General features: G+C 70.7%; 16 protein-coding genes. 9 read left to right on the forward strand and 7 right to left on the reverse strand.

All coding sequences use genetic code 11. The features are described from left to right. Positions 1 to 251: 251 nt before the first annotated feature. A complete protein-coding gene (locus SSP08S_RS21605) occupies positions 252 to 1,214 on the reverse strand; it encodes a GlxA family transcriptional regulator (RefSeq protein ID WP_019069714.1) in 963 nt (320 codons plus the stop codon). A gap of 113 nt (positions 1,215 to 1,327) precedes the next feature. On the opposite strand from SSP08S_RS21605, the gene SSP08S_RS21610 reads away from it, so the two are divergent. From SSP08S_RS21610 to SSP08S_RS55655, 3 genes are all read left to right on the forward strand, one after another. Then, complete coding sequence (locus tag SSP08S_RS21610; protein WP_019069715.1) at positions 1,328 to 2,197, forward strand: SCO6745 family protein; 870 nt, start codon at positions 1,328 to 1,330, stop codon at positions 2,195 to 2,197. A gap of 93 nt (positions 2,198 to 2,290) precedes the next feature. Further along, entirely contained in the window at positions 2,291 to 4,678 is a 2,388-nt protein-coding gene (locus SSP08S_RS21615; RefSeq protein WP_019069716.1) for a Tex family protein, read from the forward strand. A 105-nt stretch (positions 4,679 to 4,783) separates the two neighbouring features. Next, positions 4,784 to 5,437 (forward strand): DinB family protein, encoded by a 654-nt coding sequence (locus SSP08S_RS55655; RefSeq protein WP_019069717.1) that lies wholly within the window; start codon positions 4,784 to 4,786, stop codon positions 5,435 to 5,437. Positions 5,438 to 5,453: 16 nt separating this feature from the next. On the opposite strand, the gene SSP08S_RS21625 is transcribed toward SSP08S_RS55655, so the two are convergent. Both SSP08S_RS21625 and SSP08S_RS21630 read right to left on the reverse strand, forming a co-directional pair. Then, complete coding sequence (locus SSP08S_RS21625) at positions 5,454 to 7,097, reverse strand: ABC-F family ATP-binding cassette domain-containing protein (protein ID WP_019069718.1); 1,644 nt, start codon at positions 7,095 to 7,097, stop codon at positions 5,454 to 5,456. A 48-nt stretch (positions 7,098 to 7,145) separates the two neighbouring features. Continuing rightward, a complete protein-coding gene (locus tag SSP08S_RS21630; RefSeq protein WP_026178714.1) occupies positions 7,146 to 8,171 on the reverse strand; it encodes a hypothetical protein in 1,026 nt (341 codons plus the stop codon). 84 nt (positions 8,172 to 8,255) lie between these two features. Between SSP08S_RS21630 and SSP08S_RS21635 the strand changes: the two genes are divergently transcribed. Next, complete coding sequence (locus tag SSP08S_RS21635; protein ID WP_026178715.1) at positions 8,256 to 9,209, forward strand: FAD-dependent oxidoreductase; 954 nt, start codon at positions 8,256 to 8,258, stop codon at positions 9,207 to 9,209. A gap of 69 nt (positions 9,210 to 9,278) precedes the next feature. Here the strand turns inward: SSP08S_RS21635 and SSP08S_RS21640 are convergent, their stop codons facing one another. Then, positions 9,279 to 11,231: a Xaa-Pro dipeptidyl-peptidase gene (locus SSP08S_RS21640; RefSeq protein WP_026178716.1), complete on the reverse strand. Its 1,953-nt coding sequence runs from the start codon at positions 11,229 to 11,231 to the stop codon at positions 9,279 to 9,281. A gap of 240 nt (positions 11,232 to 11,471) precedes the next feature. On the opposite strand from SSP08S_RS21640, the gene SSP08S_RS21645 reads away from it, so the two are divergent. Further along, complete coding sequence (locus tag SSP08S_RS21645; protein WP_019069722.1) at positions 11,472 to 12,959, forward strand: M1 family metallopeptidase; 1,488 nt, start codon at positions 11,472 to 11,474, stop codon at positions 12,957 to 12,959. A gap of 68 nt (positions 12,960 to 13,027) precedes the next feature. Here the strand turns inward: SSP08S_RS21645 and SSP08S_RS21650 are convergent, their stop codons facing one another. Further along, positions 13,028 to 13,939, reverse strand: a complete 912-nt coding sequence (locus SSP08S_RS21650) for a PfkB family carbohydrate kinase (RefSeq protein WP_026178717.1) — start codon at positions 13,937 to 13,939, stop codon at positions 13,028 to 13,030. Positions 13,940 to 14,020: 81 nt separating this feature from the next. After that, positions 14,021 to 14,500, reverse strand: coding sequence for a macro domain-containing protein (locus tag SSP08S_RS21655; protein WP_019069724.1), 480 nt, complete (start codon positions 14,498 to 14,500; stop codon positions 14,021 to 14,023). 97 nt (positions 14,501 to 14,597) lie between these two features. Here SSP08S_RS21655 and SSP08S_RS21660 point away from each other — a divergent pair, with 97 nt between their 5' ends. Further along, positions 14,598 to 15,320, forward strand: a complete 723-nt coding sequence (locus SSP08S_RS21660; protein WP_019069725.1) for a MerR family transcriptional regulator — start codon at positions 14,598 to 14,600, stop codon at positions 15,318 to 15,320. On the opposite strand, the gene SSP08S_RS21665 is transcribed toward SSP08S_RS21660, so the two are convergent. Then, a complete protein-coding gene (locus SSP08S_RS21665) occupies positions 15,297 to 16,022 on the reverse strand; it encodes an SDR family NAD(P)-dependent oxidoreductase (RefSeq protein WP_019069726.1) in 726 nt (241 codons plus the stop codon). The two genes, SSP08S_RS21660 and SSP08S_RS21665, sit on opposite strands and share 24 nt — an antisense overlap. Positions 16,023 to 16,157: 135 nt before the next feature. Between SSP08S_RS21665 and SSP08S_RS21670 the strand changes: the two genes are divergently transcribed. The 3 genes from SSP08S_RS21670 (at position 16,158) to SSP08S_RS64215 (ending at position 19,900) form a co-directional block, all read left to right on the forward strand. Continuing rightward, positions 16,158 to 17,225: an ABC transporter permease gene (locus SSP08S_RS21670; protein WP_019069727.1), complete on the forward strand. Its 1,068-nt coding sequence runs from the start codon at positions 16,158 to 16,160 to the stop codon at positions 17,223 to 17,225. A 103-nt stretch (positions 17,226 to 17,328) separates the two neighbouring features. Continuing rightward, the gene (locus SSP08S_RS21675; protein WP_019069728.1) at positions 17,329 to 18,393 is read left to right on the forward strand and encodes a sugar ABC transporter substrate-binding protein; all 1,065 of its coding nucleotides are present in this window, start codon (positions 17,329 to 17,331) and stop codon (positions 18,391 to 18,393) included. 1 nt (position 18,394) lies between these two features. After that, positions 18,395 to 19,900, forward strand: coding sequence for a sugar ABC transporter ATP-binding protein (locus SSP08S_RS64215; protein WP_019069729.1), 1,506 nt, complete (start codon positions 18,395 to 18,397; stop codon positions 19,898 to 19,900). Positions 19,901 to 20,231 lie beyond the last annotated feature (331 nt).

The following is a 20,231-nucleotide window of genomic DNA, read 5'->3' on the forward strand; positions in this document are numbered from 1 at the left end:
GCCGTGGTCAACGGGCTGCGGTCGACAGTCGACGAGCCGTGGTCAACGGGCTGCGGTCGACAGTCGACGAGCCGTGGTCAACGGTCGACAATCTCCAGTCGGCCGACTGCGGTCTGCAATCAGCGGTCGACGGTGAGCAGTCGGCGGAGCCACGGTCGACACAGCTGGGCGACAGTCGGCGGTCGACGGTCGGCGATCGCCAATAGGCAGTCGGCAGTCGGAGATTGCCGGCGTGCCGGGTCTGGCCGCGTTCAGCGGGCGCCTGGCGCCGGTGCCGGGCGGAAGCGGCGGCGGTACTCCGCCGGGGCCGTGCCCAGGGATTTGAGGAAGGCGCGGCGCATGGCCTCCGGGGTGCCGTAGCCGCTGGCGCGGGAGATCTCCTCGATGCCGTCGGCGGTGTCCTCCAGGAGGCGTCGGGCGTGTTCGAGGCGGACGCGGTCGACGTAGCGGCCGGGGGTCGTGCCGGTCTCGGCCCGGAAGGCGCGGGCGAAGTGGCGGGGCGAGAGGCGGGCGCGGGCGGCCAGGGAGTCGACGCCGAGATCGTCGCCCGGGTGCTCGGTGATCCACTGCTGGACCTCGCGGAGGGGTTCCCGGCTGGCCGTCTGGGCGGCGAGCTGGGCGCTGAACTGGGCCTGGTTCCCGGGCCGGCGCAGGAACACCACCAGGTGGCGGGCGATGCTCAGCGCCACGTCCCGGCCGAGGTCCTCCTCGACCAGCGCGAGTGCGAGATCGATGCCCGAGGTGACGCCTGCCGAGGTGGAGACGGGTCCGTCGCGGACGTAGATGGGGTCGGGTTCGACCGTCACGGCGGGATGGTCACGGGCGAGCTCCTCGCAGTACGCCCAGTGCGTGGTGGCCCGCCGGCCGTCCAGCAGGCCCGCCCCGGCGAGCACGATCGCTCCGGTGCACACGGACACCAGCCGCTCGGCGCGCGGCCCGTGCTCGCGCAGCCAGTCGGTCAGCCGCGGGTCCGGACCACGCGCGCCCGGGCCGCCGGGGACGAGCAGGGTGTGCGGGGCCGGGGCGTCGCCGAGGGTCGAGTCCGGTACGACGGTCAGGCCGCTGGAGGTGCGCACCGGACCGCCGTCCAGGGATGCCGTACGGATGCGGTAGGTCCCCGGTGACAGCTTCTCGGCGCCCGCGAAGACCTCCAGCGGGCCGGTGACGTCGAGGCTCTGCACATCGTCGAAGAGGACCACCAGAACGGTTCGCATACCGCCGATTCTTCGCGTTCCGCGTGGTGGCCGCAATGACGAGTACCCCACCTTTCCTGCCATCCGACGCCCGCCGCTGGAGCGCGTACCGACCAGTCGGTAACGTGACCGTCATGACTACTGCCGCCGTCGACCACCGTGCCGGGCGCCGCTGCCACAACGCGCTCAACTCCCTGCACGCCACGCTCTACTTCTCGCCCGACCTGGGAAGGGAACTGGCGGAGCTCGGAGTCACGGACTCCAGGGCGATCAACTTCGCCGCGCGGGCGGCGGCGCTGGGACGGGTCGGGCCCGGTGTGGTGGCGGCGACCTTCTACAACTACAAGTACGAACTCGTGGCCCGGCATGTCCCCGCCGTGTGGGAGACCGTCTCCCCGGAGCAGGCCCTTCAGGCACGCGCGCGTGCCGTCGACGCGACCCTGCGCCGCCTCCTGGGCGACGACGTCGTCGAGTCGGCGGAGATGGCGGAGGCCGCGCGGCTGGCGCTGCGGGCCACCGAGGCGTGCACGCGTGCCGCGCGTCCCCTGTACGCCGCGCATGCCGATCTGCCGGTCCCCGAGGGGCCCCACCTCGCGTACTTCCACGCCGCCACCCTGCTGCGCGAGCACCGCGGCGACGGTCACCTGGCCGTCCTGATGTCCGCCGAACTCGACGGCCTGGAGGCGGTGGTGACCCACACCGCGACCGGCAAGGGCATGACCCCGAAGTGGGTGTTCGGCACGCGCGGCTGGAGCCAGGAGGAGTGGGACGCCGCCGCGGGACGGCTGCGGGAGCGCGGACTGCTCGACGGCGACGGCGAGTTGACCGAGGCGGGCGTCGCGCTGCGCGCCGGCATCGAGACGGAGACCGACCGGCTGGACCGGGCACCGTACGAGCACCTGGGCGCCGAAGGAGTCGCACGGCTGACCGAGCTGGCGACCGGCTTCGCCCGGCGCGCGCTCGCCGCCGGGGCGTTTCCGGCGAATCTGCTGGGCAAGAGCTAGCCGACGCGCATCGAGGACGGCGCCCTGATCCCCGAGTGTCGGTGCCACCTGCCACAATTGCCGCGCAACCTCAGTGGAGAAGGCGGTACGGGCGTGACGACACCCCTCGTAGGGTCCATCGAAGGCAGGATCGCCGAGGAGCTCGGCGTACGGGAGCGGCAGGTGAAGGCCGCCGTCGAGCTGCTCGACGGCGGTTCGACGGTCCCCTTCATCGCCCGCTACCGCAAGGAAGCGACCGAGATGCTCGACGACGCGCAGCTGCGCACGCTCGAGGAGCGGCTGCGGTATCTGCGCGAGCTGGAGGAGCGGCGGACCGCGATCCTCGAATCGGTGCGCGAGCAGGGCAAGCTCACCGAGGAGCTGGAGGCGCAGATCCGGGCCGCCGAGACCAAGGCGCGCCTCGAGGACATCTACCTGCCCTTCAAGCCCAAGCGGCGCACCAAGGCGCAGATCGCGCGCGAGGCGGGGCTCGAGCCGCTCGCGGAGGGTCTGTTGGGCGACCCGTCCGTGGAGCCGCTGGCCGCTGCCGCCGCGTTCGTCGACGCCGACAAGGGTGTCGCCGATCCGCAGGCCGCCCTGGACGGCGCCCGGGCGATCCTCACCGAGCGGTTCTCGGAGGACGCCGACCTGATCGGGGAGCTGCGCGAGCGGATGTGGGTGCGCGGGCGCCTCGCCGCGAAGGTGCGGGACGGCAAGGAGGAGGCGGGCGCCAAGTTCGCCGACTACTTCGACTTCTCGGAGCCGTTCACCGCACTGCCCTCGCACCGCATCCTCGCGATGCTGCGCGGCGAGAAGGAGGATGTCCTCGACCTCGTCCTGGAGCCCGAGGAGGCGACCGAGGGGCCTTCTTCCTACGAGGGGATGGTCGCCCACCGCTTCCAGATCCTCGACCGGGGCCGCCCCGGCGACAAGTGGCTGCAGGACACGGTCCGTTGGGCTTGGCGCACCCGCATCCTGGTGCACCTCGGCATCGACCTCAGGCTGCGGCTGCGTACGGCCGCCGAGGACGAGGCGGTCAACGTGTTCGCCTCGAACCTGCGCGACCTGCTGCTCGCCGCCCCGGCCGGCACCCGCGCGACACTGGGCCTGGACCCCGGTTTCCGTACGGGTGTGAAGGTGGCCGTGGTCGACGCGACCGGCAAGGTCGTCGCCACGGACGTCATCTACCCGCACGTCCCGGCGAACAAGTGGGACGAGGCCCTCGCCAAGCTGGCCCGGCTGTCGGCGCAGCACTCGGTCGACCTGATCGCGATCGGCAACGGCACGGCATCGCGCGAGACCGACAAGCTCGCCGGTGAACTCATCACCAAGCACCCGGAGTTGAAGCTCACCAAGGTGATGGTGTCGGAGGCCGGCGCCTCCGTGTACTCGGCGTCCGCGTTCGCCTCGCAGGAACTGCCCGACATGGACGTGTCGTTGCGCGGCGCCGTCTCCATCGCGCGCCGACTCCAGGACCCCCTCGCGGAGTTGGTGAAGATCGACCCCAAGTCGATCGGTGTCGGCCAGTACCAGCACGACCTGTCCGAGGTGAAGCTGTCGCGCTCGCTGGACGCGGTGGTCGAGGACTGTGTGAACGGCGTCGGCGTGGACGTCAACACGGCCTCCGCGCCGCTCCTTTCGCGCGTGTCCGGCATCACCTCCGGCCTCGCCGAGAACATCGTGTCGCACCGCGACGCCAACGGCCCCTTCACCTCCCGCACCCAGCTGAAGAACGTGGCACGGCTCGGCCCGAAGGCCTACGAGCAGTGCGCGGGCTTCCTGCGCATCCGCGGCGGGGACGACCCGCTCGACGCGTCCAGCGTGCACCCCGAGGCGTATCCGGTCGTACGGCGGATGGTGAAGACGGCGGGCAGTGAGGTGGCCTCGCTGATCGGCAACACGGCGGTGCTGCGGTCGCTGAAGCCGACGGAGTTCGTCGACGAGAAGTTCGGTCTGCCGACCGTGACCGACATCCTGAAGGAGCTGGAGAAGCCCGGGCGCGACCCGCGGCCCGCGTTCAAGACGGCGACCTTCAAGGACGGCGTCGAGAAGATCTCCGACCTGGCGCCCGGGATGGTGTTGGAGGGTGTCGTCACGAACGTCGCCGCGTTCGGGGCGTTCATCGACGTCGGTGTCCATCAGGACGGGCTGGCGCATGTCTCCGCCCTGTCGAAGACGTTCGTCAAGGACCCTCGGGACGTGGTGAAGCCGGGGGACATCGTCAAGGTGAAGGTGCTTGACGTCGACATTCCGCGGAAGCGGATCTCGTTGACGTTGCGGCTGGAGGACGAGTCCTCCGGCGGTGAGCGGGGACAGCAGGCTGGGGGTGCCCAGCGCGGGCAGCGGAGTGGAGGGCGTCCTCCTCAGCAGCGCCAGCAACAGCGACAGGGCGGTCAGGGTGGTGGATCGCGGCAGGCGGCTCCGCCGCCGGGCAACAGTGCGATGGCTGATGCTCTGCGGAAGGCGGGGCTGCTGGACCCGGGTAAGAAGGGCAAGCGCTGACGGTTGCGGTGGTCAGGTTGTGGGGAGCTGCGGGCCGGTGGGGGCTGGTCGCGCAGTTCCCCGCGCCCCTACGGGGCGCGCGGCGCCCTGCTGAAGAATGGGCGCATGATCACACCGGACTCCAAAGCCGACCTCCGCGTCATCCTTCAGGACAGCCGTGACACGCTCCTCTGGAAGCTCGAAGGGTTGTCGGAGTACGACATCCGGCGGCCGATGACGCCGACCGCGACCAATCTGCTGGGGCTGGTCAAGCATCTGGCCGGGGCCGAGGCGTTCTACTTCGGCACGGTCTTCGGACGGCCGGTCGACGCGCCGGAGTTGTGGATCGCGGGGGACGCCGAGCCGAACGCGGATCTGTGGGCGAGGCCCGATGAGACGCGTGAACAGATCGTCGGGGACTATCGGCGGATCTGCGCGCACTCGGACGCGACGATCGAGGCGCTGCCCCTCGAAGCGATCGGCCGCCTGCCCGGCGAACCGGGGCGCGAGATGACACTGCACCGCGTCCTCGCCCACATGATCTACGAGACGTCCCGACACGCAGGGCACGCCGACATCGTACGAGAACTCATCGACGGAGCTGCGGGCCAGCGGGCCGGGGGCGACAACATGGCGCCGGGCGACGCGAGTTGGTGGGCGGAACATCGGGAAAGGGTGGAGCGCGCCGCAAAAGAGGCCGATCGTCTCAACTCCGGTACAGGCAGCGCCCCTTCAGGGGCGCGGGGAACTGCGCGACCAGCCCCCACCGCCCCGCAGTGAACGCACTACCTGAGCCTCACCGCTGCTCAGTCACCTTCCCGTCCGCCACCTCCAACCGCCGAGTCACCTGAACCGCGTCCAGCATCCGCCGGTCATGCGTGACCAACAACAATGTGCCCTCATACGCATCCAGCGCCGACTCCAGCTGCTCAATGGCAGGCAGGTCGAGGTGGTTCGTCGGCTCGTCGAGGACAAGGAGGTTGACGCCCCGGCCCTGGAGCAGCGCCAGGGCCGACCGCGTGCGCTCGCCCGGTGACAGCGTCCCGGCCGGCCGCATCACATGGTTCGCCTTGAGCCCGAACTTGGCGAGCAGCGTGCGGACTTCGGCGGGCTCGGTGTCGGGCACGGCCGCGCAGAACGCGTCGAGCAGCGACTCCGTGCCGTGGAACAGCTGCCGGGCCTGGTCGACCTCGCCGACCAGGACGCCCGAGCCCAGCGAAGCCTGCCCCGCGTCCAGCGGGATACGGCCGAGGAGGGCGCCGAGGAGCGTCGACTTGCCCGCACCGTTCGCGCCGGTCACCGCGACCCGGTCCGCCCAGTCGATCTGGAGGGACACCGGGCCGAAGGTGAAGTCGCCGCGTCGTACCTCGGCGTCCCGCAGGGTCGCGACGACCGCGCCGGAGCGGGGCGCGGAGGCGATCTCCATGCGCAGCTCCCACTCCTTGCGGGGCTCGTCGACGACGTCGAGGCGTTCGATCATGCGCTGGGTCTGCCGGGCCTTCGCGGCCTGCTTCTCGCTGGCCTCGCTGCGGAACTTGCGGCCGATCTTGTCGTTGTCGTTGTTCGCCTTGCGGCGGGCGTTCTTGACGCCCTTGTCCATCCAGCCGCGCTGCATCTGGGCGCGGTCCTGGAGCGCGGAGCGCTTGTCGGCGTACTCCTCGAAGTCGTCGCGGGCGTGCCGGCGGGCCACCTCCCGCTCCTCCAGGTAGGCCTCGTAGCCGCCGCCGTAGAGGTTGATCTGGTTCTGGGCCAGGTCGAGTTCGAGGACCTTGGTGACGGTGCGGGTGAGGAACTCGCGGTCGTGCGAGACGACGACGGTGCCGGCGCGGAGGCCGGAGACGAAGCGTTCGAGGCGTTCCAGGCCGTCGAGGTCCAGGTCGTTGGTGGGCTCGTCGAGGAGGAAGACGTCGTAACGCGAAAGAAGAAGCGAAGCCAGGCCCGCTCTCGCCGCCTGGCCGCCGGAGAGGGAGGTCATCGGCTGGTCGAGGTCGATGGTGAGGCCGAGGGTGTCGGCGATCTCCTCGGCGCGTTCGTCGAGGTCGGCGCCGCCGAGGTCGAGCCAGCGCTCCAGGCTCGTCGAGTAGGCGTCGTCGGCGCCGGGTGCGCCGTCGACCAGTGCCTGGGTGGCCTCGTCCATGGTGCGCTGGGCCTCGGCGACTCCGGTGCGGCGGGCCAGGAACTCGCGCACGCTCTCGCCCGGGCGCCGCTCCGGCTCCTGCGGGAGGTGGCCCACGGTCGCGGCCGGCGGGGAGAGGCGCAGTTCGCCCTCCTCCGGTGCGAGGAGGCCGGCGAGCATCCGCAGGAGGGTGGACTTGCCGGCGCCGTTGGCACCGACGAGGCCGATCACATCGCCGGGGGCGACGACGAGGTCGAGCCCGGAGAAGAGGGCGCGGTCGCCGTGTCCGGCGGCGAGGTTCTTGGCGACGAGAGTGGCAGTCATCAGACCGCCGATCCTAATCGGTCCCTTTGCCGGCTCGCGCCGCGGTTTTCAGCGTGCCATCGGCTCCACCAGCACGCTCCCCGTGGTGCGGGCCACGACGAAGGACTCGCCCTTCACGGCCTTCGCGTCGAGGGCGATGCGGTGGCGGCCGGGTTCCAGGACGCCGTCGAAGACGTCCTGGGTGTGGCTGCGGTAGAGGCGGTCGAGGCGGTACGCGGTGACGCGCACCCGGCACGGGGAGGTGACCTCGATGCCCGCCTCGCCGTCGGCGGCGACCAGGCTCGTCAGCCGGTGCTGCTCCAACGGGCGGCGGTCCAGGGCGTGTTCGATCTGGGCGACGAGGAGCGGGACGATGGGGGCGAGGCCGTCGACGTAGGCCACGTCGACTCCGGCACGGTCGAAGGCGGCCCGTACGGCGGCGCGTTCGTCCTGGGTGACGGCGCGGCCGAAGGCGACGGCGCCGTAGCCGCGGAGTTCGTCGGCGGGGACATGGGTCGCGTCGCCGGTGATCTCGGCTCCGATGCCGATGGCGCGGAGGGCGGCGGCGAGTTTGTTGAGGACGGCGACGCGGGCGCCGATGAGGAGGACGCGCCGTTTGGCGGCCGGGGGTTCGGTGCCGTCGATGAGGGCGTCCAGGGCGGCACGGTACTCGGTGCCGGCGAAGCGGAAGGGCCCTATGCCGTGGTAGCCGTTGCGCTCCAGGTCGGCGTGTTCGTCGGTCTGCCAGGCGAAGTCGCGCCAGATGTAGTCGGTGCCGTCCCGTTCGATGACGGCGGTGACGGCGCCGCAGGCCAGGTCCGCGCACTCGGGGCAGCCGTAGATGATGTGGCGTCCGCCCTCCAGGGGTGGGTCGGTCTCCAGGAGGAGGCTGCGGACCTGGGCGGTGAAGATCGCGGGCGGGACGTCGGAGGCGAGCGGGGAGACGGCATCCAGGTCGGCGAGCTGGAAGAGCAGCGGGCGGCCGTCGACGAGGAAGTCGACGAAGTCGCGGTGCACCTGGTAGCCGCCGTCCGGGAGGACTTCACCGGCGCGCATCGCCGGTGCCAGGCCGAAGGCCGCGTGCGCGGCGGACATCGCGTGTTCGGCAGACATGCTGTGAGTATCCCCAGCACATGGCCGGTGTGAGCACGGCATGGTGTATTCCGCTACGGTCCGCGCATGGAGAGCGGTGTGAGTGGCGAAGTCATCGTGGTCGGCGGGGGCGTCATCGGGCTGACGACGGCCGTCGTCCTGGCCGAGAGCGGTGCCCGGGTGCGGGTGTGGACGCGCGAGACCGTCGAGCTGACGACCTCGGCCGTCGCGGGCGCGCTGTGGTGGCCGTACCGGATCGAGCCGGAGGCGCTCGTCGGTGAGTGGGCGCTCCAATCGCTGGGCGTGTACGAGGAGTTGGCGGCGCGGCCCGAGGAGACGGGCGTACGCATGGTCGAGGGTGTACAGGGCGGGACGCGCCTGGACGAGCTGGGGCCTTGGGCGCGCCGGGTGCCGGGGCTGCGCGAGGCGCGGGCCGAGGAGTACGCGGGCGGCGGGCTGTGGGCACGGCTGCCGCTGATCGACATGCCGACCCATCTGCCGTGGCTGCGGGAGCGGTTCCTGCGGGCGGGCGGGACGGTCGAGGAGGCGTCGGTGACGGATCTCACCGAGGTGCCGGCGCCCGTCGTGGTCAACTGCACCGGGCTGGACTCCCTGGACCTGGTGCCCGACCGTTCGATGCGGCCGGTGCGCGGTCAGCTGGTCGTGGTGGAGAACCCGGGGATCACGACCTGGTTCACATCCGTCGACCACACGGCGGACACGTCCACGTACTTCTTCCCGCAGCCGGGCGGGCTGATCCTGGGCGGCACGGCCGAGGACGGTGCCTGGTCGATGACGCCCGACCCCGGGACCGCCGAGGCGATCATCGCGCGGTGCGCGGCGGTCCGGCCGGAGATCGCCGAAGCCCGGGTCCTGGAGCACCGGGTGGGCCTGCGGCCGACCCGGCCCGCGGTACGGCTGGAGCGTCAAGTACTGCGCGGTGGCCGGGTGTTGGTGCACAACTACGGCCACGGCGGGGCGGGGATCACGGTGGCGTGGGGGTGCGCGCAGGAGGCCGCGGAGTTGGTACGGCTGGGCTGAGCCTCACCTGTCTGCCCGGAGCGGGGCGGCGGAGTGTGCTCGCGCCGCCGCCCCGCTCCGAGTCGGTGATCAGTTGCCCGGTACCCGCTGGGCGGCGGGACGGGGTGTCCGTACGCCGTCGAGGGCCGTGGCCGCGGGTGTCGTGGACCTGGCTCCCGCCGTGGCCTTGACGAACGCCGACGCGCCGCCGACGAGCGGGAGTTGGGCCGAGGTGCGGGACAGGGTGAGGGAGAGGGTCGGGGTGGTGGACGGCGGGTCGATGAGGTCCTTGTCCGTGCCCGCGACGATCAGGGCGAGGCGGTGCCCGGCCGGGACGACGTGGTCGGTCGCCGCCAGGTCGAGGGTGATGGTGTACGCCTTGCCGGGAGTGAGCGGTACGCCCTTCGTGGCGGAGGCGTAATTGCCGAGGTCGGCCCAGCCGCGGCTGAAGACGTTGTAGTCGACTGCCGTGGTCTTGGCCTGGGTTGCGAGGAAGCAGGCACTGTCACCGGCCGTGCTCTCGCCCCAGCAGGTGCGGTTGGTGAGTGTCGTGATGCCCTCGGCCGAGTCGGCGTAGTCGCGGATGGTGTCGGGCCCCAGGTCCACGAGGACTGCGGACAGATGGGCCGTGGAGGTCGTGGGCGTCGCGGTGATGGTCACCTTCGACGAACCCGACAGGCGCAGGTCCTTCTTGAGTGGTCCGGTGACGAAACCGGCCTTGTCCGCCGTCGACTTGTCGATCGCGGCGGCCCAGTCCGTCTCGCTCTCCTGCGGGTTGTCGGTGAACGTCTCGGTCCCGGTGCCCTTGCCGAGGCCGAGCGTGCCGACGCCCGCCTGGGTGCCCTGCGCCGGGTGGAGGGTCGTGGTCGCGGTGCCGCTCGGCGGCCAGACCCTCGACGTCTCCCACTGGTCGGGGTGGCGTTCGACGTCGGCCATCGGCTGTCGGTCGATTCCGTTGTCGTAGCCGAGGAGTTCGTGGTCGAACCAGCGGTGCAGGGTGTCCACCCAGGCGTCGCGGCGGTAGTCGAAGGGGTCGACATGGCCGGTCTGGGAGAGCCAGATCTTGCGCTCGACGCCGTTCTTGGCGAGGGCGTCCCACCACTGGCCGAAGTTCTTGGTGCGGACGTTGAGGTCCTGCAGCCCGTGCACGAGGAAGACGCTGGCCCTGACCTTGCTCGCGTCCTTCACGTAGTCGCGCTCGGTCCAGAACGGCGTCCAATCACCGGTGCGCGGGGCCCCGTCGACGATCTTCTGCTGGACGGCGGCGCACTTGGCCTGCGCGTCGGGGCTGTCGACGTAGCCGGAGAGCCAGTCGGGGCCGGAGTCGTAGAGCGGGGCGCCCTTGGCGAAGTAGTAGTCGTACCAGGAGGAGATGGCGCTGATCGGGACGATCGTCTTCAGGCCCTTGACGCCGGTGGCGGCGACGCCGTTGGCGATGGTGCCGTCCCAGCTCTTGCCGATCATTCCGGTCTTGCCGTTGGTCCAGCTCGCTTGCGTACGAACGGTTCCGGTGCGTGTCGTGTACGCCTTGGCGCGGCCGTTCAGCCAGTCGACGACGGCCTTCGCGGACTGGATGTCGGAGCGGCCGCCTACGTCGACGCAGCCGTCGGAGCGGTTGGTGCCGGCGAGGTCGACGCCGACGAAGGCGTAGCCGCGGGGCACGAAGTAGTTGTCGTAGAACAGCGGCATCTGGACAACGTTGCCGCTGGCGTCGTAGGTCTTCAGCTGGCTCTCGTTGCCGCGTCCGCAGCAGGAGTAGTAGGGGCTGGCGTCCATGATGACGGGGACTTTGCGGCCCTCGCGGGCGGGTTCGCTCGGGCGGACGATGTCGACGGCGACCCGGTCCGGCTTCCCGTCACCGTCGCCGTCGAGTCCGGTGTCCACCCAGACGGCCTCGCGGATTGCGTTCGCGTAGGAGTAGACGGGTTGGCTTTCCTGCGGGGCGCTCTGGGCCACTGCCGGGGTGAGGAAGGTGGCGAGGAGGGCGGCGGTCGCCGCCGTCGCGAGCGATCTCCAGATCGTGAAGCGCGTGCGTTTCGGCATGCGCGGACGGTACATCGGTCAACTCCCGTGCTGGAAGAGGCACTCGGAGTCATGTCGGCCGAATGGCGATCGTGTGACAGGAGGTGCCGTGGACAGGCGTGGGAGCACAGGGACTGAATAGCCTTTGAACAGACTGAAGACCGAGCGGGCCCCACGGCTCTTCGGCCCGCCGGCTCTTCGGCCTTCGTGGACCCCCACGGCTCCTCGGCATTCCGCGGAGCCCTACGACTTGGAGTTCTCGTGCACCGCAGAATCATCGCGCCGGGAGCGCTCGCGGCGGCCTCCCTGCTGCTGGCGATCCCGGCCTCGGCGGCAAGCTACTCCCCCGGCGCTCCGGGTATCGGCGACCCCTACTACCCGGCCTACGGCAACGGCGGCTACGACGTCTCGCACTACGACCTCAGGCTTCAATACCAGCCCGCCACCGACGAGTTGGCGGGTACGGCCACCATCCTCGCCAAGACCACGCAGGATCTCTCGCGGTTCAACCTGGACTTCCTCCTCGACGTGAGCGAGGTGCGGGTCAACGGCGTGAAGGCGACCTTCGCGACCTCCGGCCAGCACGAGCTGGAGATCACCCCGAAGACCCCGCTGCCGACGGGCACACCGATCACGGTCGTCGTCCGCTACAGCGGGGTACCGTCCACGAAGAGCGCGTACGGCTTCAACACCTGGCACCGCACTCCGGACGGCGCGGTCGCGGCGGACGAGCCCGAGTCGGCGTGGTGGTGGTTCCCGAGCAACGACCACCCCAGCGACAAGGCGACCTACGACGTGTCGGTGGCCGTACCGAACGGCACCCAGGTCATCTCCAACGGCACGCTCCAGTCGACGAGTTCGCAGCTCGGCTGGACCCGCTACAACTGGCGGGAGAACAAGCCGCAGGCCACGTATCTGGCCACGCTCGCCGTCGGCAAGTTCGACATCACGACCAGCACCTCGGAGGGCGGGGTCCCGGTCATCAACGCCTACAGCAAGGACCTCGGCGACAACGACGGGTCCGCGCGGGCGAGTGTCGAGCGGACCGGAGAGATCGTCGACTGGCTGAGCGGCTACTTCGGGCCGTATCCCTTCAGTTCGGCCGGCGGGTATGTGCCGAACACGACCACCGGGTACGCGCTGGAGACACAGACGCGCGTCTACTACAGCCAGAAGCAGTTCGCGAACGGCATCAACACCTCTGTCGTCGTGCACGAGTTGGCCCACCAGTGGTACGGCGACGATGTGTCGCTGAAGGGCTGGAAGGACATCTGGATCAACGAGGGGTTCGCTCGGTACGCGCAGTGGCTGTGGTCCGAGCACGAGGGTGAGGGGACGGCGCAGCAGCTCGCCGACTACGTCTACGCCTTGCATCCGGCCGACGACGCGTTCTGGACGATCGCGCCCGGTGACCCGGGTCCCGACAACCAGTTCGAGCTTCCGGTCTACGACAGGGGGGCGTTGGCCATTCAGGCGTTGCGCAACGAGGTCGGTGACGACGCGTTCTTCGCCATTCTGAAGGGGTGGCCGAAGGAGCACGCGTACGGCAACGCGTCCGTCCAGGACTTCCAGGCCTACGCCGAGAAGGTGTCGGGGAAGTCGTTGTCGGCGCTCTTCGACACGTGGTTGTTCGAGCCGACCAAGCCTGCCGCTCCGGCGGCCAAGGCGGCAGCGATCACCAAGTCGTCGGCTCTGCCGGTGCAGCCGAAGTCCTGGAAGAAGATCGCGGCTACCAACGACGTGCACTAGGCGTCTGCCGAGTTCTGCGGTGGGGGGCTGCGGGCCGGTTGTGGCTGGGCTCGCAGTTCCCCGCGCCCCTAAAGGGGCGCTGCACCTGCTCGTGTCAGGAGGTCGCCGCGGGTTATCGGCCCCGCCTCCGTCGACGGCACCGTGCAGGCGTGTGCGCCCGCGATCGTGCCGTAGAAAGCCGCGCGCTGGGGTGTCTCCCTGTTGAGCCAGCCGTAGAGGAACGCCGCGGCGAAGGCGTCGCCCGCGCCGTTCGAGTCGATCAGGGGGGACGGCGGGGTGACCGGTGGAATGTGGGTCACCTCGTCGTCGGCCAGGAGGTACGCGCCCTTCGCTCCGGCCGTGGCGACGACCAGTTCGGCTCGGCCGTGCTCGGCGATGGCGCGCATGGTGCGGGCGGGGGTGTCGGTCAGTGCCGTGGTGGAGAGGAAGACGATGTCCGCCGCGAGGGCGAACTCCTCCTGGTACGGGTTCTTGCCGTCCCAGTTGTGCAGGTCCGTCGAGATCGTCACGCCGGCCTCGCGCAGGGTGGGCAGGGCGTGGGCGCAGGGCTGGGTGATGGAGACGTGGGCGTGGCGGCTCGTCTCGGCGAGGGCGCGGACCGTGGGTTCGGGCAGGCGGTCCTCGGGGTGGGCGCGGGTCGAGTCGTAGAGGGAGAGACGGCGGCCGTCGGGGCCCACGAGGTTGACCGCGCGCTTGGTGCCGGCGGGTCCGGGGACTTCGGTGAGCGGGATGGCGTGGTCGCGGTGGAACGCGCGGACCAGGTCGCCCTCGGGGTCGGCGCCGAGCAGGTCGAGGTGGTGGGTGCGCAGGCCGAGCGCGCTCAGGCCGAGGGCCACGAAGTCGCCGGTCTGGCCCGCGCGGGTGGTGATGCCGGGGTCGATCATGTAGCTGTCGGCGTACGGGAGCGGCAGTTCGGGGACGTGGACGATGGTGTCCACGCCGGCTCCGCCCAGGACGAGGACGTCGATGTCACGGCTCATGATCACGACCTTCTCCGTAGTTGCGCAAGATTCTGCAACTCCTTTCAGCACGGGGCAAGTTGGATCGGGGATCGGCTCTGCTCAGTCCTCGTGGTCGTAGACCGTCACCGCTATCCCCCGCCGTACCAGCCGCTCGGTGACCAGTGGTTCGACCCGGGACCACTTGCCGCCCGCGAGGCCGCAGCCGATGCGGGGCATGTGCACGGACGCGCCGAGCTCCGCCGCGCGGTCGGCCAGCAGGCCCAGGGCCGTGTCGATCGCCTCGTAGCGCACGGGGACGCCCTTGCTGCCTGTGCGTGTCCCCCGCTGGCCGATCATGTTGGCCACCCAGACGTAGCGCTCGACCTGGACGAACTGGACGGCGCCCAGCGCGAAGTCGTTGGCCGCGCGGGCGCGGTGCCAGGCCCGGTACTCCTTCTCCGGCTCCGGCCAGCGGCGCGACACTGCCAGCACGAAGCCCTTTCCCCAGCCCCCGATGTCGTTGCAGACATGCGCGATCACCTTGACGCCCTTGACCGACGGAACGGTCGCGTCACCCCGGACATAGTTGATCTCCCCCATGCCACCCACCGTAGACGGCACCACTGACAACGGCCCTGGCGCCGACAACGGCCTTCGGTGGTTTCACAGTGTTGGTGAGACAGCGATACTGCTGCGCATGACGACCGACACCGGGGAGCCGACGCCACCGACGCTCACGATCGACGAACTGGCCGCGCGGGCCGGCACCACGGTCCGCACGGTCCGGTTCTACGGCACGAAGGGGCTGCTGCCGCCGCCGGTGATCGGGGCCCGGCGGGTCGGGCACTACGGGCCGGAGCATCTGGCGCGGCTCGCGCTGATCGAGGAGTTGCAGCAACAGGGCATGACGCTGGCGGCGATCGAGCGGTATGTGGGGCAGCTGCCGCCGGACCTCAGCGCGCACGACCTCGCGATCCACCGCGCGGTGGTGGCGTCCTGGGCGCCGGACGGCACGGAGACCCTGGACCGGCGGGAGCTGGAGCGGCGCGCCGGGCGGGCGCTGACCGAGGAGGACGTGGAGCGGCTCGTCGCGATGGACGTGGTCCGGGTCGACGGTGCCGCGTACCGCGTCGACTCCGGTCTGCTGCGGCTCGGTGTGCGACTTCTCGACGTGCCGCTGTCCCAGGAGGCGATCCTCGCGGCGCGGAACGTACTGACCGAACACTCCCGTACGGCCGCCCACGAGTTGTCGCAGCTGTTTCGCGACGAGGTCTCCCAACGTGCCGCGCAGGACGTGAAGTCGCTGTCCGCGCACATGCAACCCCTTGTCGTGCAGGCCTTGCTGACGGCCTTTCAGCGGTCGTTGCGGGAGGAGCTCCAGCAGTGGCTCGGCGCCTCACAAGTAGGCGGATCCTCCTGACACGTTGAGGGTCTGTCCGGTCAGGAAGCCGCTGCCCTCGTCGACCACGTAGAGCAGCGTCGAGACCAGGTCGGACGGCTGCTGGGTGCGCGGCACCACCTGCTGGTCGCGGACGTGCTCGAAGCCGCCGTCGGCGCCGACCGTCCGCTCGGCGGTCGCGGTGCGCACCATGCTCGGCGCGATCGCGTTGACGGTGATGTCGTACGGCCCGAGCGCCGCCGCGAGCGAGCGCGTGAAGCCGATCAGGCCCATCTTCGAGGCGACGTACGGGACCATCGTGGGCGGTGCGGTGAGGACGGCCGCCGAGACGATGTTGACGACCCTGCCCTGGCCGGCGGCCTTCAGATACGGCAGGACCGCGCGGGTCAGCAGGAACGGCGCCTCCAGGTTGACGCGCATGACCCGGCGCCACTCCTCGGGGGTGGTCTCCTCGAAGGGGCGCGACGGGTAGACGCCGGCGTTGTTGACCAGCACGTGCAGGGTGCCGAATTGGCCGATGAGGCGGTCCAACGCCCGCTGGATCTGGGCCTCGTCGGTGATGTCGCCGATCAACTCCACGTAGTCCAGGACCTTTTCGGCGGTCTCCGGCTGCGGGACGAGATCGAGTCCGGCGACCCGGTAGCCACGCCCGGCGAGCGCGACGGCGAACTCCTGCCCGAGGCCCTGCGCCGCTCCGGTCACCAGGGCGGTCCGCGTCTCCATGGGGCGAGTGTGACCATCCGTCAGGCACCCGGCAAGAGCGCATTCCACTCGCTGAAACGCCCTGGTTGCCGCTCGCGCCCGGCGGGCCCACCCTGCGTGACGACCCCAGCACCAGCCGTACGGGAGCCGTGCCCGATGACCGAGACCGAGCGTGCCGTGGACGACGCGGACGATGCGGACGACGCCGAGCGCGCCCGCGAACAGGGCGGCGGGCAGGGCCTGTTGGGGCCCTTCAGGCGCCGGTCGATGCCGTTCCCGCGCCGGTGGGTCCGGGACGAGTTCGGTGTGCTGCTCGTGCTGGGGCTGCTGATCGCCGGGATCGGCATCCCGTACCCGGACTTCCTGGACACGAACAACCTCCTCTCCACCGCCCACAACTCCGTCTACATCTCGCTGATGGCGTGCGGCATGGTCTTCGCGCTGTCGATGCGCGAGGTCGATCTGTCGGTCGGCGGCAGTTACGCGATGTGCCTGGTCGTCGGGGCGCTGCTGGTGCGGGACGGCACCCCGCCCTGGCTCGCGGTGCCGGTGATGCTGGTCACCGGGATCGTGCTGGGCGTGTTCAACGCGCTGGTGACGACGCTGCTGGCGCTGCCGTCGTTCATCGTCACGCTGGGCACGCTGATGCTGTTCCGGGGTGTCGGGCTGGCCCTCGCCGACGGCAAGCAGATCACCGATCTCCCGCTGAACGACTCGTTCTTCACGTTCGCGGGCGGTGATCCGGGCGGGGTGCCGTTCGCACTGTGGGTGCTGCTCGCGGTGATCGTCGTGCTGGCGGTCGTGCTGTCCCGGACGCGTTTCGGGGCCCGGGTGCGGGCGATCGGGTCCAACCCCGACGCCGCCGCCTTCAGCGGCATCCCGGTCGTCCGCACCCGTATCCAGGCGCTGGCCCTGTCCGGCCTCACCACGGCCTGCGCCGCCGCGCTCGCACTCGCCTTCTACGGCGCCGGAGATCCAACTCTGGGCCAGGGCTACGAGTTGCAGGCGATCGCCGCGTGCATCATCGGCGGCACTCCGCTGGCCGGGGGCCGCGGCTCGGTGGTCGGTGCGGTGGCCGGGGCGATGATCCTGTCGGTCGTCGCCTCCGGCCTGGTGTTCTTCGAAGTACCCATCAACTGGACGTCGTTCGCGACCGGCGGGGTGATCCTCGTCGCCGTCGCGGCCGACAGCGCGCTGCGCCGCACCGGACGCCGTCGCAAGTGACGTCACCCGTGGTCCGCCAAGTCCCCCTGGACCCAAGCCCCTTTCTACTCAAAGCCGCTCTGAGCTCCAAGTCCCCCTGTGGTCCAGCCTTTTGGAGGCCGTGATGCACCCCCGTTCGCGTACGTGGTCCGCGGCGCTCGGCGCCCTGGTCCTGCTGGCCGCCGCAGGCTGCGGCAGCGGTGGCTCCGGTGGCAGCGGCGGCCGACTGAAGATGGGGATCTCGGTCGCCAACATCTCCCTGAACTTCGCCCACGAGATGGTGCTCGGCGCGGAGAGCGCGGCGAGTCACGCGGGGAAGGTCGACTTCAAGGCCGTGGGACCGCCCAACACGGACGGCCCGGCGGAGGTGCAGTTGTTCCAGAACCTCACGGCGGTCGCCAAGGACGGCATCGTCCTGGAGAACCTCGACCCGCCGATCTTCACCCGGCCCGCAGCGCGCGCCGTCGACCAGGGCATCCCGATCGTCGCCCTGGACACCTCGCCCACCGACGGCAGCAAGGTCGACTTCTATGTGGGGAACGACAATTACGCGCTCGGCGAGCTGATGGCGAAGGAGGCGCTGAAGCGGCTGGGCGCCAATCCCAAGGGCCAGATAGTGATCGGTGTACCCAACCCGGGGACGCCGGTGCTCGACAACCGGGCCAAGGGCATCTCCGACACGTTCAAGAAGGAGGCGCCCGGCGTCAAGGTCCTGGGACCGTTCCAGACGTACAGCGACCCCGGCCAGAACTACAGCTCCTGGTCCGCCCAGGTGAACGCGCACCCGGACGCGCTCGCCTTCCTCGGCGTCGGTGACGCGGACAGCTACAACCTCGCCAAGATCAAGAAGGCGGAGCACGGCAAGTGGCTGACGGCCGGCTTCGACGTCGACCCGAAGACCCTGGACGCGGTGAAGGACGGCTCCAACTTCGTGACCATCGACCCGCAGCACTTCCTCAAGGGCTATCTGTCCACTGCGATGCTGATCGAGGCCGTGCGCGACAAGAAGGGGAAGCTGCCGGACGGTTGGTTCCTGTCCCCCGGTGGAGTCGTCGACTCGTCCAACATCGACGAGATCATCGCGCGGCAGAAGTCGGCGCAGGCAGCCTACGACTGGTACAAGCCGGCAATCGACAAGCTGCTCGGCGACGAGGCGGCCAACCTCAAGCCGCTGAAGAACGCGCGCTGAGATGGTGCACGACGACATCCTCGTGGCGGAGGAACTGGTCAAGTCCTACGGCGGGGTACGGGCGTTGGACGGTGCGTCGATCCGGCTGCGCGGCGGCGAGGTGCACGCGCTGGTCGGTGAGAACGGCGCCGGGAAGTCGACGCTGGTGCGCATCCTGTCGGGGACGCTGGGTGCGGACGGCGGGACGGTGCGGTCGGCCAAGGACACCCGGATCGCCGTCGTCTCCCAGGAGTTGAGCCTCTTCCCGGACCTCACCGTCCGCGAGAACCTCTTCCCGCAGCACCCGCCCCTGAGCCTTGGCCTGTTGGACCGGCGCGCCATGGACCGGGCGGCCCGGCCGGTCCTCGCGGAACTCGGCCTCGACGTGGACCCGCGCACCGAACTGGGTGAACTGTCGCTGGCCGACCAGCAGTTGACGGAGATCGCGCGCGCCCTGCTGCGCCGCCCGGGGCTGCTGATCCTCGACGAGCCCACGTCGGCGCTGCCGGCCGCCGCCGTCGACCGCCTCGAACGCGTCCTGCGCACACTGACCGACCGAGGGATCGCCGTCCTGTACGTCTCCCACTTCCTGGACGAGGTGATGCGCTTCGCGCGGCGGGTGACGGTCCTGCGGGACGGGCGGGTCGTCCTGGCGGGCGTGGAACGGTCCAAGGTCGACGTGCCGGAGCTGGTGTCGGCGATGCTGGGCGGCCGGCCGGAGCAATCGCCGCGCCGGGAAGGGTCGTTGGTGGACCGGCCGCCGCCCGTGGTGCTCTCCGGGGTGACCGTGCCGGGGCGGCTGGCCGATGTGACGTTCACCGTGCGGGCGGGTGAGGTGGTCGGGGTCGCGGGGCTTCAAGGTGCGGGCCATCTCGACGCGTTGGCGGTGGTGTGCGGGCGTGCGGCGGTCTCCGGGGGCCGGGTGGACGTCGGCGGCCGGGGGCTGCCGCGCTCGCTGCGGGGCGCGGTGCGCGCGGGTGTCGCCTTCGTGCCGAGCGACCGTAAGCGCTACGGGCTGATGGTGGACCGTACGGTGTGGGAGAACACCACGGCGGTCAGCTGGCTGGCCCTCGGCCGGGGCGGGATCGCTCCCGCCCGCTCCGAACTCGTGCGCCGCACCACCGAGTTGACCGGGCGGCTGCGGCTGCGCGGCGGGCCGTACGACCTGGTCGCCCGGCTGTCCGGCGGCAACCAGCAGAAGGTCGTCTTCGCGAAATGGCTCGCGACCGAGCCGAAGATCGTCGTCCTGGATGATCCGACCCGAGGTGTCGACGTCGGCGTACGCGCCGAAATGCACCGCATCGTCGGCGAGTTGGCGGCGGGCGGCGCGGCCGTCCTGATCGCCTCGACCGACCTCGCGGAGCTGACGGAGGTGTGCGACCGGGTGCTGGTGTTCGTGCGCGGGAAGGTCACCGAGGAGGTACGCGGGGAGCAACTGACCGAGCACGGGCTGGCGGTGGCGATGCAGCGGTCGGACGGTGCGTGGGTGACGGGGGCGGGCTCCGGCTCAGGGGCCGAGACAGGCTGACGGCAACACGGGCGCCGGGGACAACCCCGACTCAGGGGGCCGAGACGGGCTGACGGCGACGCGGGCGCCGGGGACAAGCCCCCACCCGGGGGGCCGAGACGAGCTGACAGCAACGCGGGTACCGGAGGCAGGCCCCCACCCGGGGGGAGCCGAGACGAGCTGACAGCAACGCGGGCGCCGGGGGCAGGCTCCGGCTCAGGGGCGAGACAGGCTGACGGCAACGAGGCAGGCCCCCACTCGGAGGGGCCGAGACAGGCTGACGGCGACGCGGGCGCCGGGGACAAGCCCCGACTCAGGGGACCGAGACGGGCTGACGGCGACGCGGGTTCGG

The sequence above is a fragment of the Streptomyces hokutonensis genome, assembly GCF_000376565.1.
GTDB lineage: Bacteria > Actinomycetota > Actinomycetes > Streptomycetales > Streptomycetaceae > Streptomyces > Streptomyces hokutonensis.

What these genes read in the sequence shown, in the direction of transcription:
- SSP08S_RS21635 (WP_026178715.1), top strand. Translation starts at nt 8,256, where the DNA reads ATGGAGAGCGGTGTGAGTGGCGAAGTCATCGTGGTCGGCGGGGGCGTC.
- SSP08S_RS21665 (WP_019069726.1), bottom strand. Translation starts at nt 16,022, where the DNA reads ATGGAGACGCGGACCGCCCTGGTGACCGGAGCGGCGCAGGGCCTCGGG.
- SSP08S_RS21640 (WP_026178716.1), bottom strand. Translation starts at nt 11,231, where the DNA reads ATGCCGAAACGCACGCGCTTCACGATCTGGAGATCGCTCGCGACGGCG.
- SSP08S_RS21650 (WP_026178717.1), bottom strand. Translation starts at nt 13,939, where the DNA reads ATGAGCCGTGACATCGACGTCCTCGTCCTGGGCGGAGCCGGCGTGGAC.
- SSP08S_RS55655 (WP_019069717.1), top strand. Translation starts at nt 4,784, where the DNA reads ATGATCACACCGGACTCCAAAGCCGACCTCCGCGTCATCCTTCAGGAC.
- SSP08S_RS21610 (WP_019069715.1), top strand. Translation starts at nt 1,328, where the DNA reads ATGACTACTGCCGCCGTCGACCACCGTGCCGGGCGCCGCTGCCACAAC.
- SSP08S_RS21625 (WP_019069718.1), bottom strand. Translation starts at nt 7,097, where the DNA reads ATGACTGCCACTCTCGTCGCCAAGAACCTCGCCGCCGGACACGGCGAC.
- SSP08S_RS21675 (WP_019069728.1), top strand. Translation starts at nt 17,329, where the DNA reads ATGCACCCCCGTTCGCGTACGTGGTCCGCGGCGCTCGGCGCCCTGGTC.
- SSP08S_RS21670 (WP_019069727.1), top strand. Translation starts at nt 16,158, where the DNA reads ATGACCGAGACCGAGCGTGCCGTGGACGACGCGGACGATGCGGACGAC.
- SSP08S_RS21660 (WP_019069725.1), top strand. Translation starts at nt 14,598, where the DNA reads ATGACGACCGACACCGGGGAGCCGACGCCACCGACGCTCACGATCGAC.
- SSP08S_RS21655 (WP_019069724.1), bottom strand. Translation starts at nt 14,500, where the DNA reads ATGGGGGAGATCAACTATGTCCGGGGTGACGCGACCGTTCCGTCGGTC.
- SSP08S_RS64215 (WP_019069729.1), top strand. Translation starts at nt 18,395, where the DNA reads ATGGTGCACGACGACATCCTCGTGGCGGAGGAACTGGTCAAGTCCTAC.
- SSP08S_RS21630 (WP_026178714.1), bottom strand. Translation starts at nt 8,171, where the DNA reads ATGTCCGCCGCGCACGCGGCCTTCGGCCTGGCACCGGCGATGCGCGCC.
- SSP08S_RS21605 (WP_019069714.1), bottom strand. Translation starts at nt 1,214, where the DNA reads ATGCGAACCGTTCTGGTGGTCCTCTTCGACGATGTGCAGAGCCTCGAC.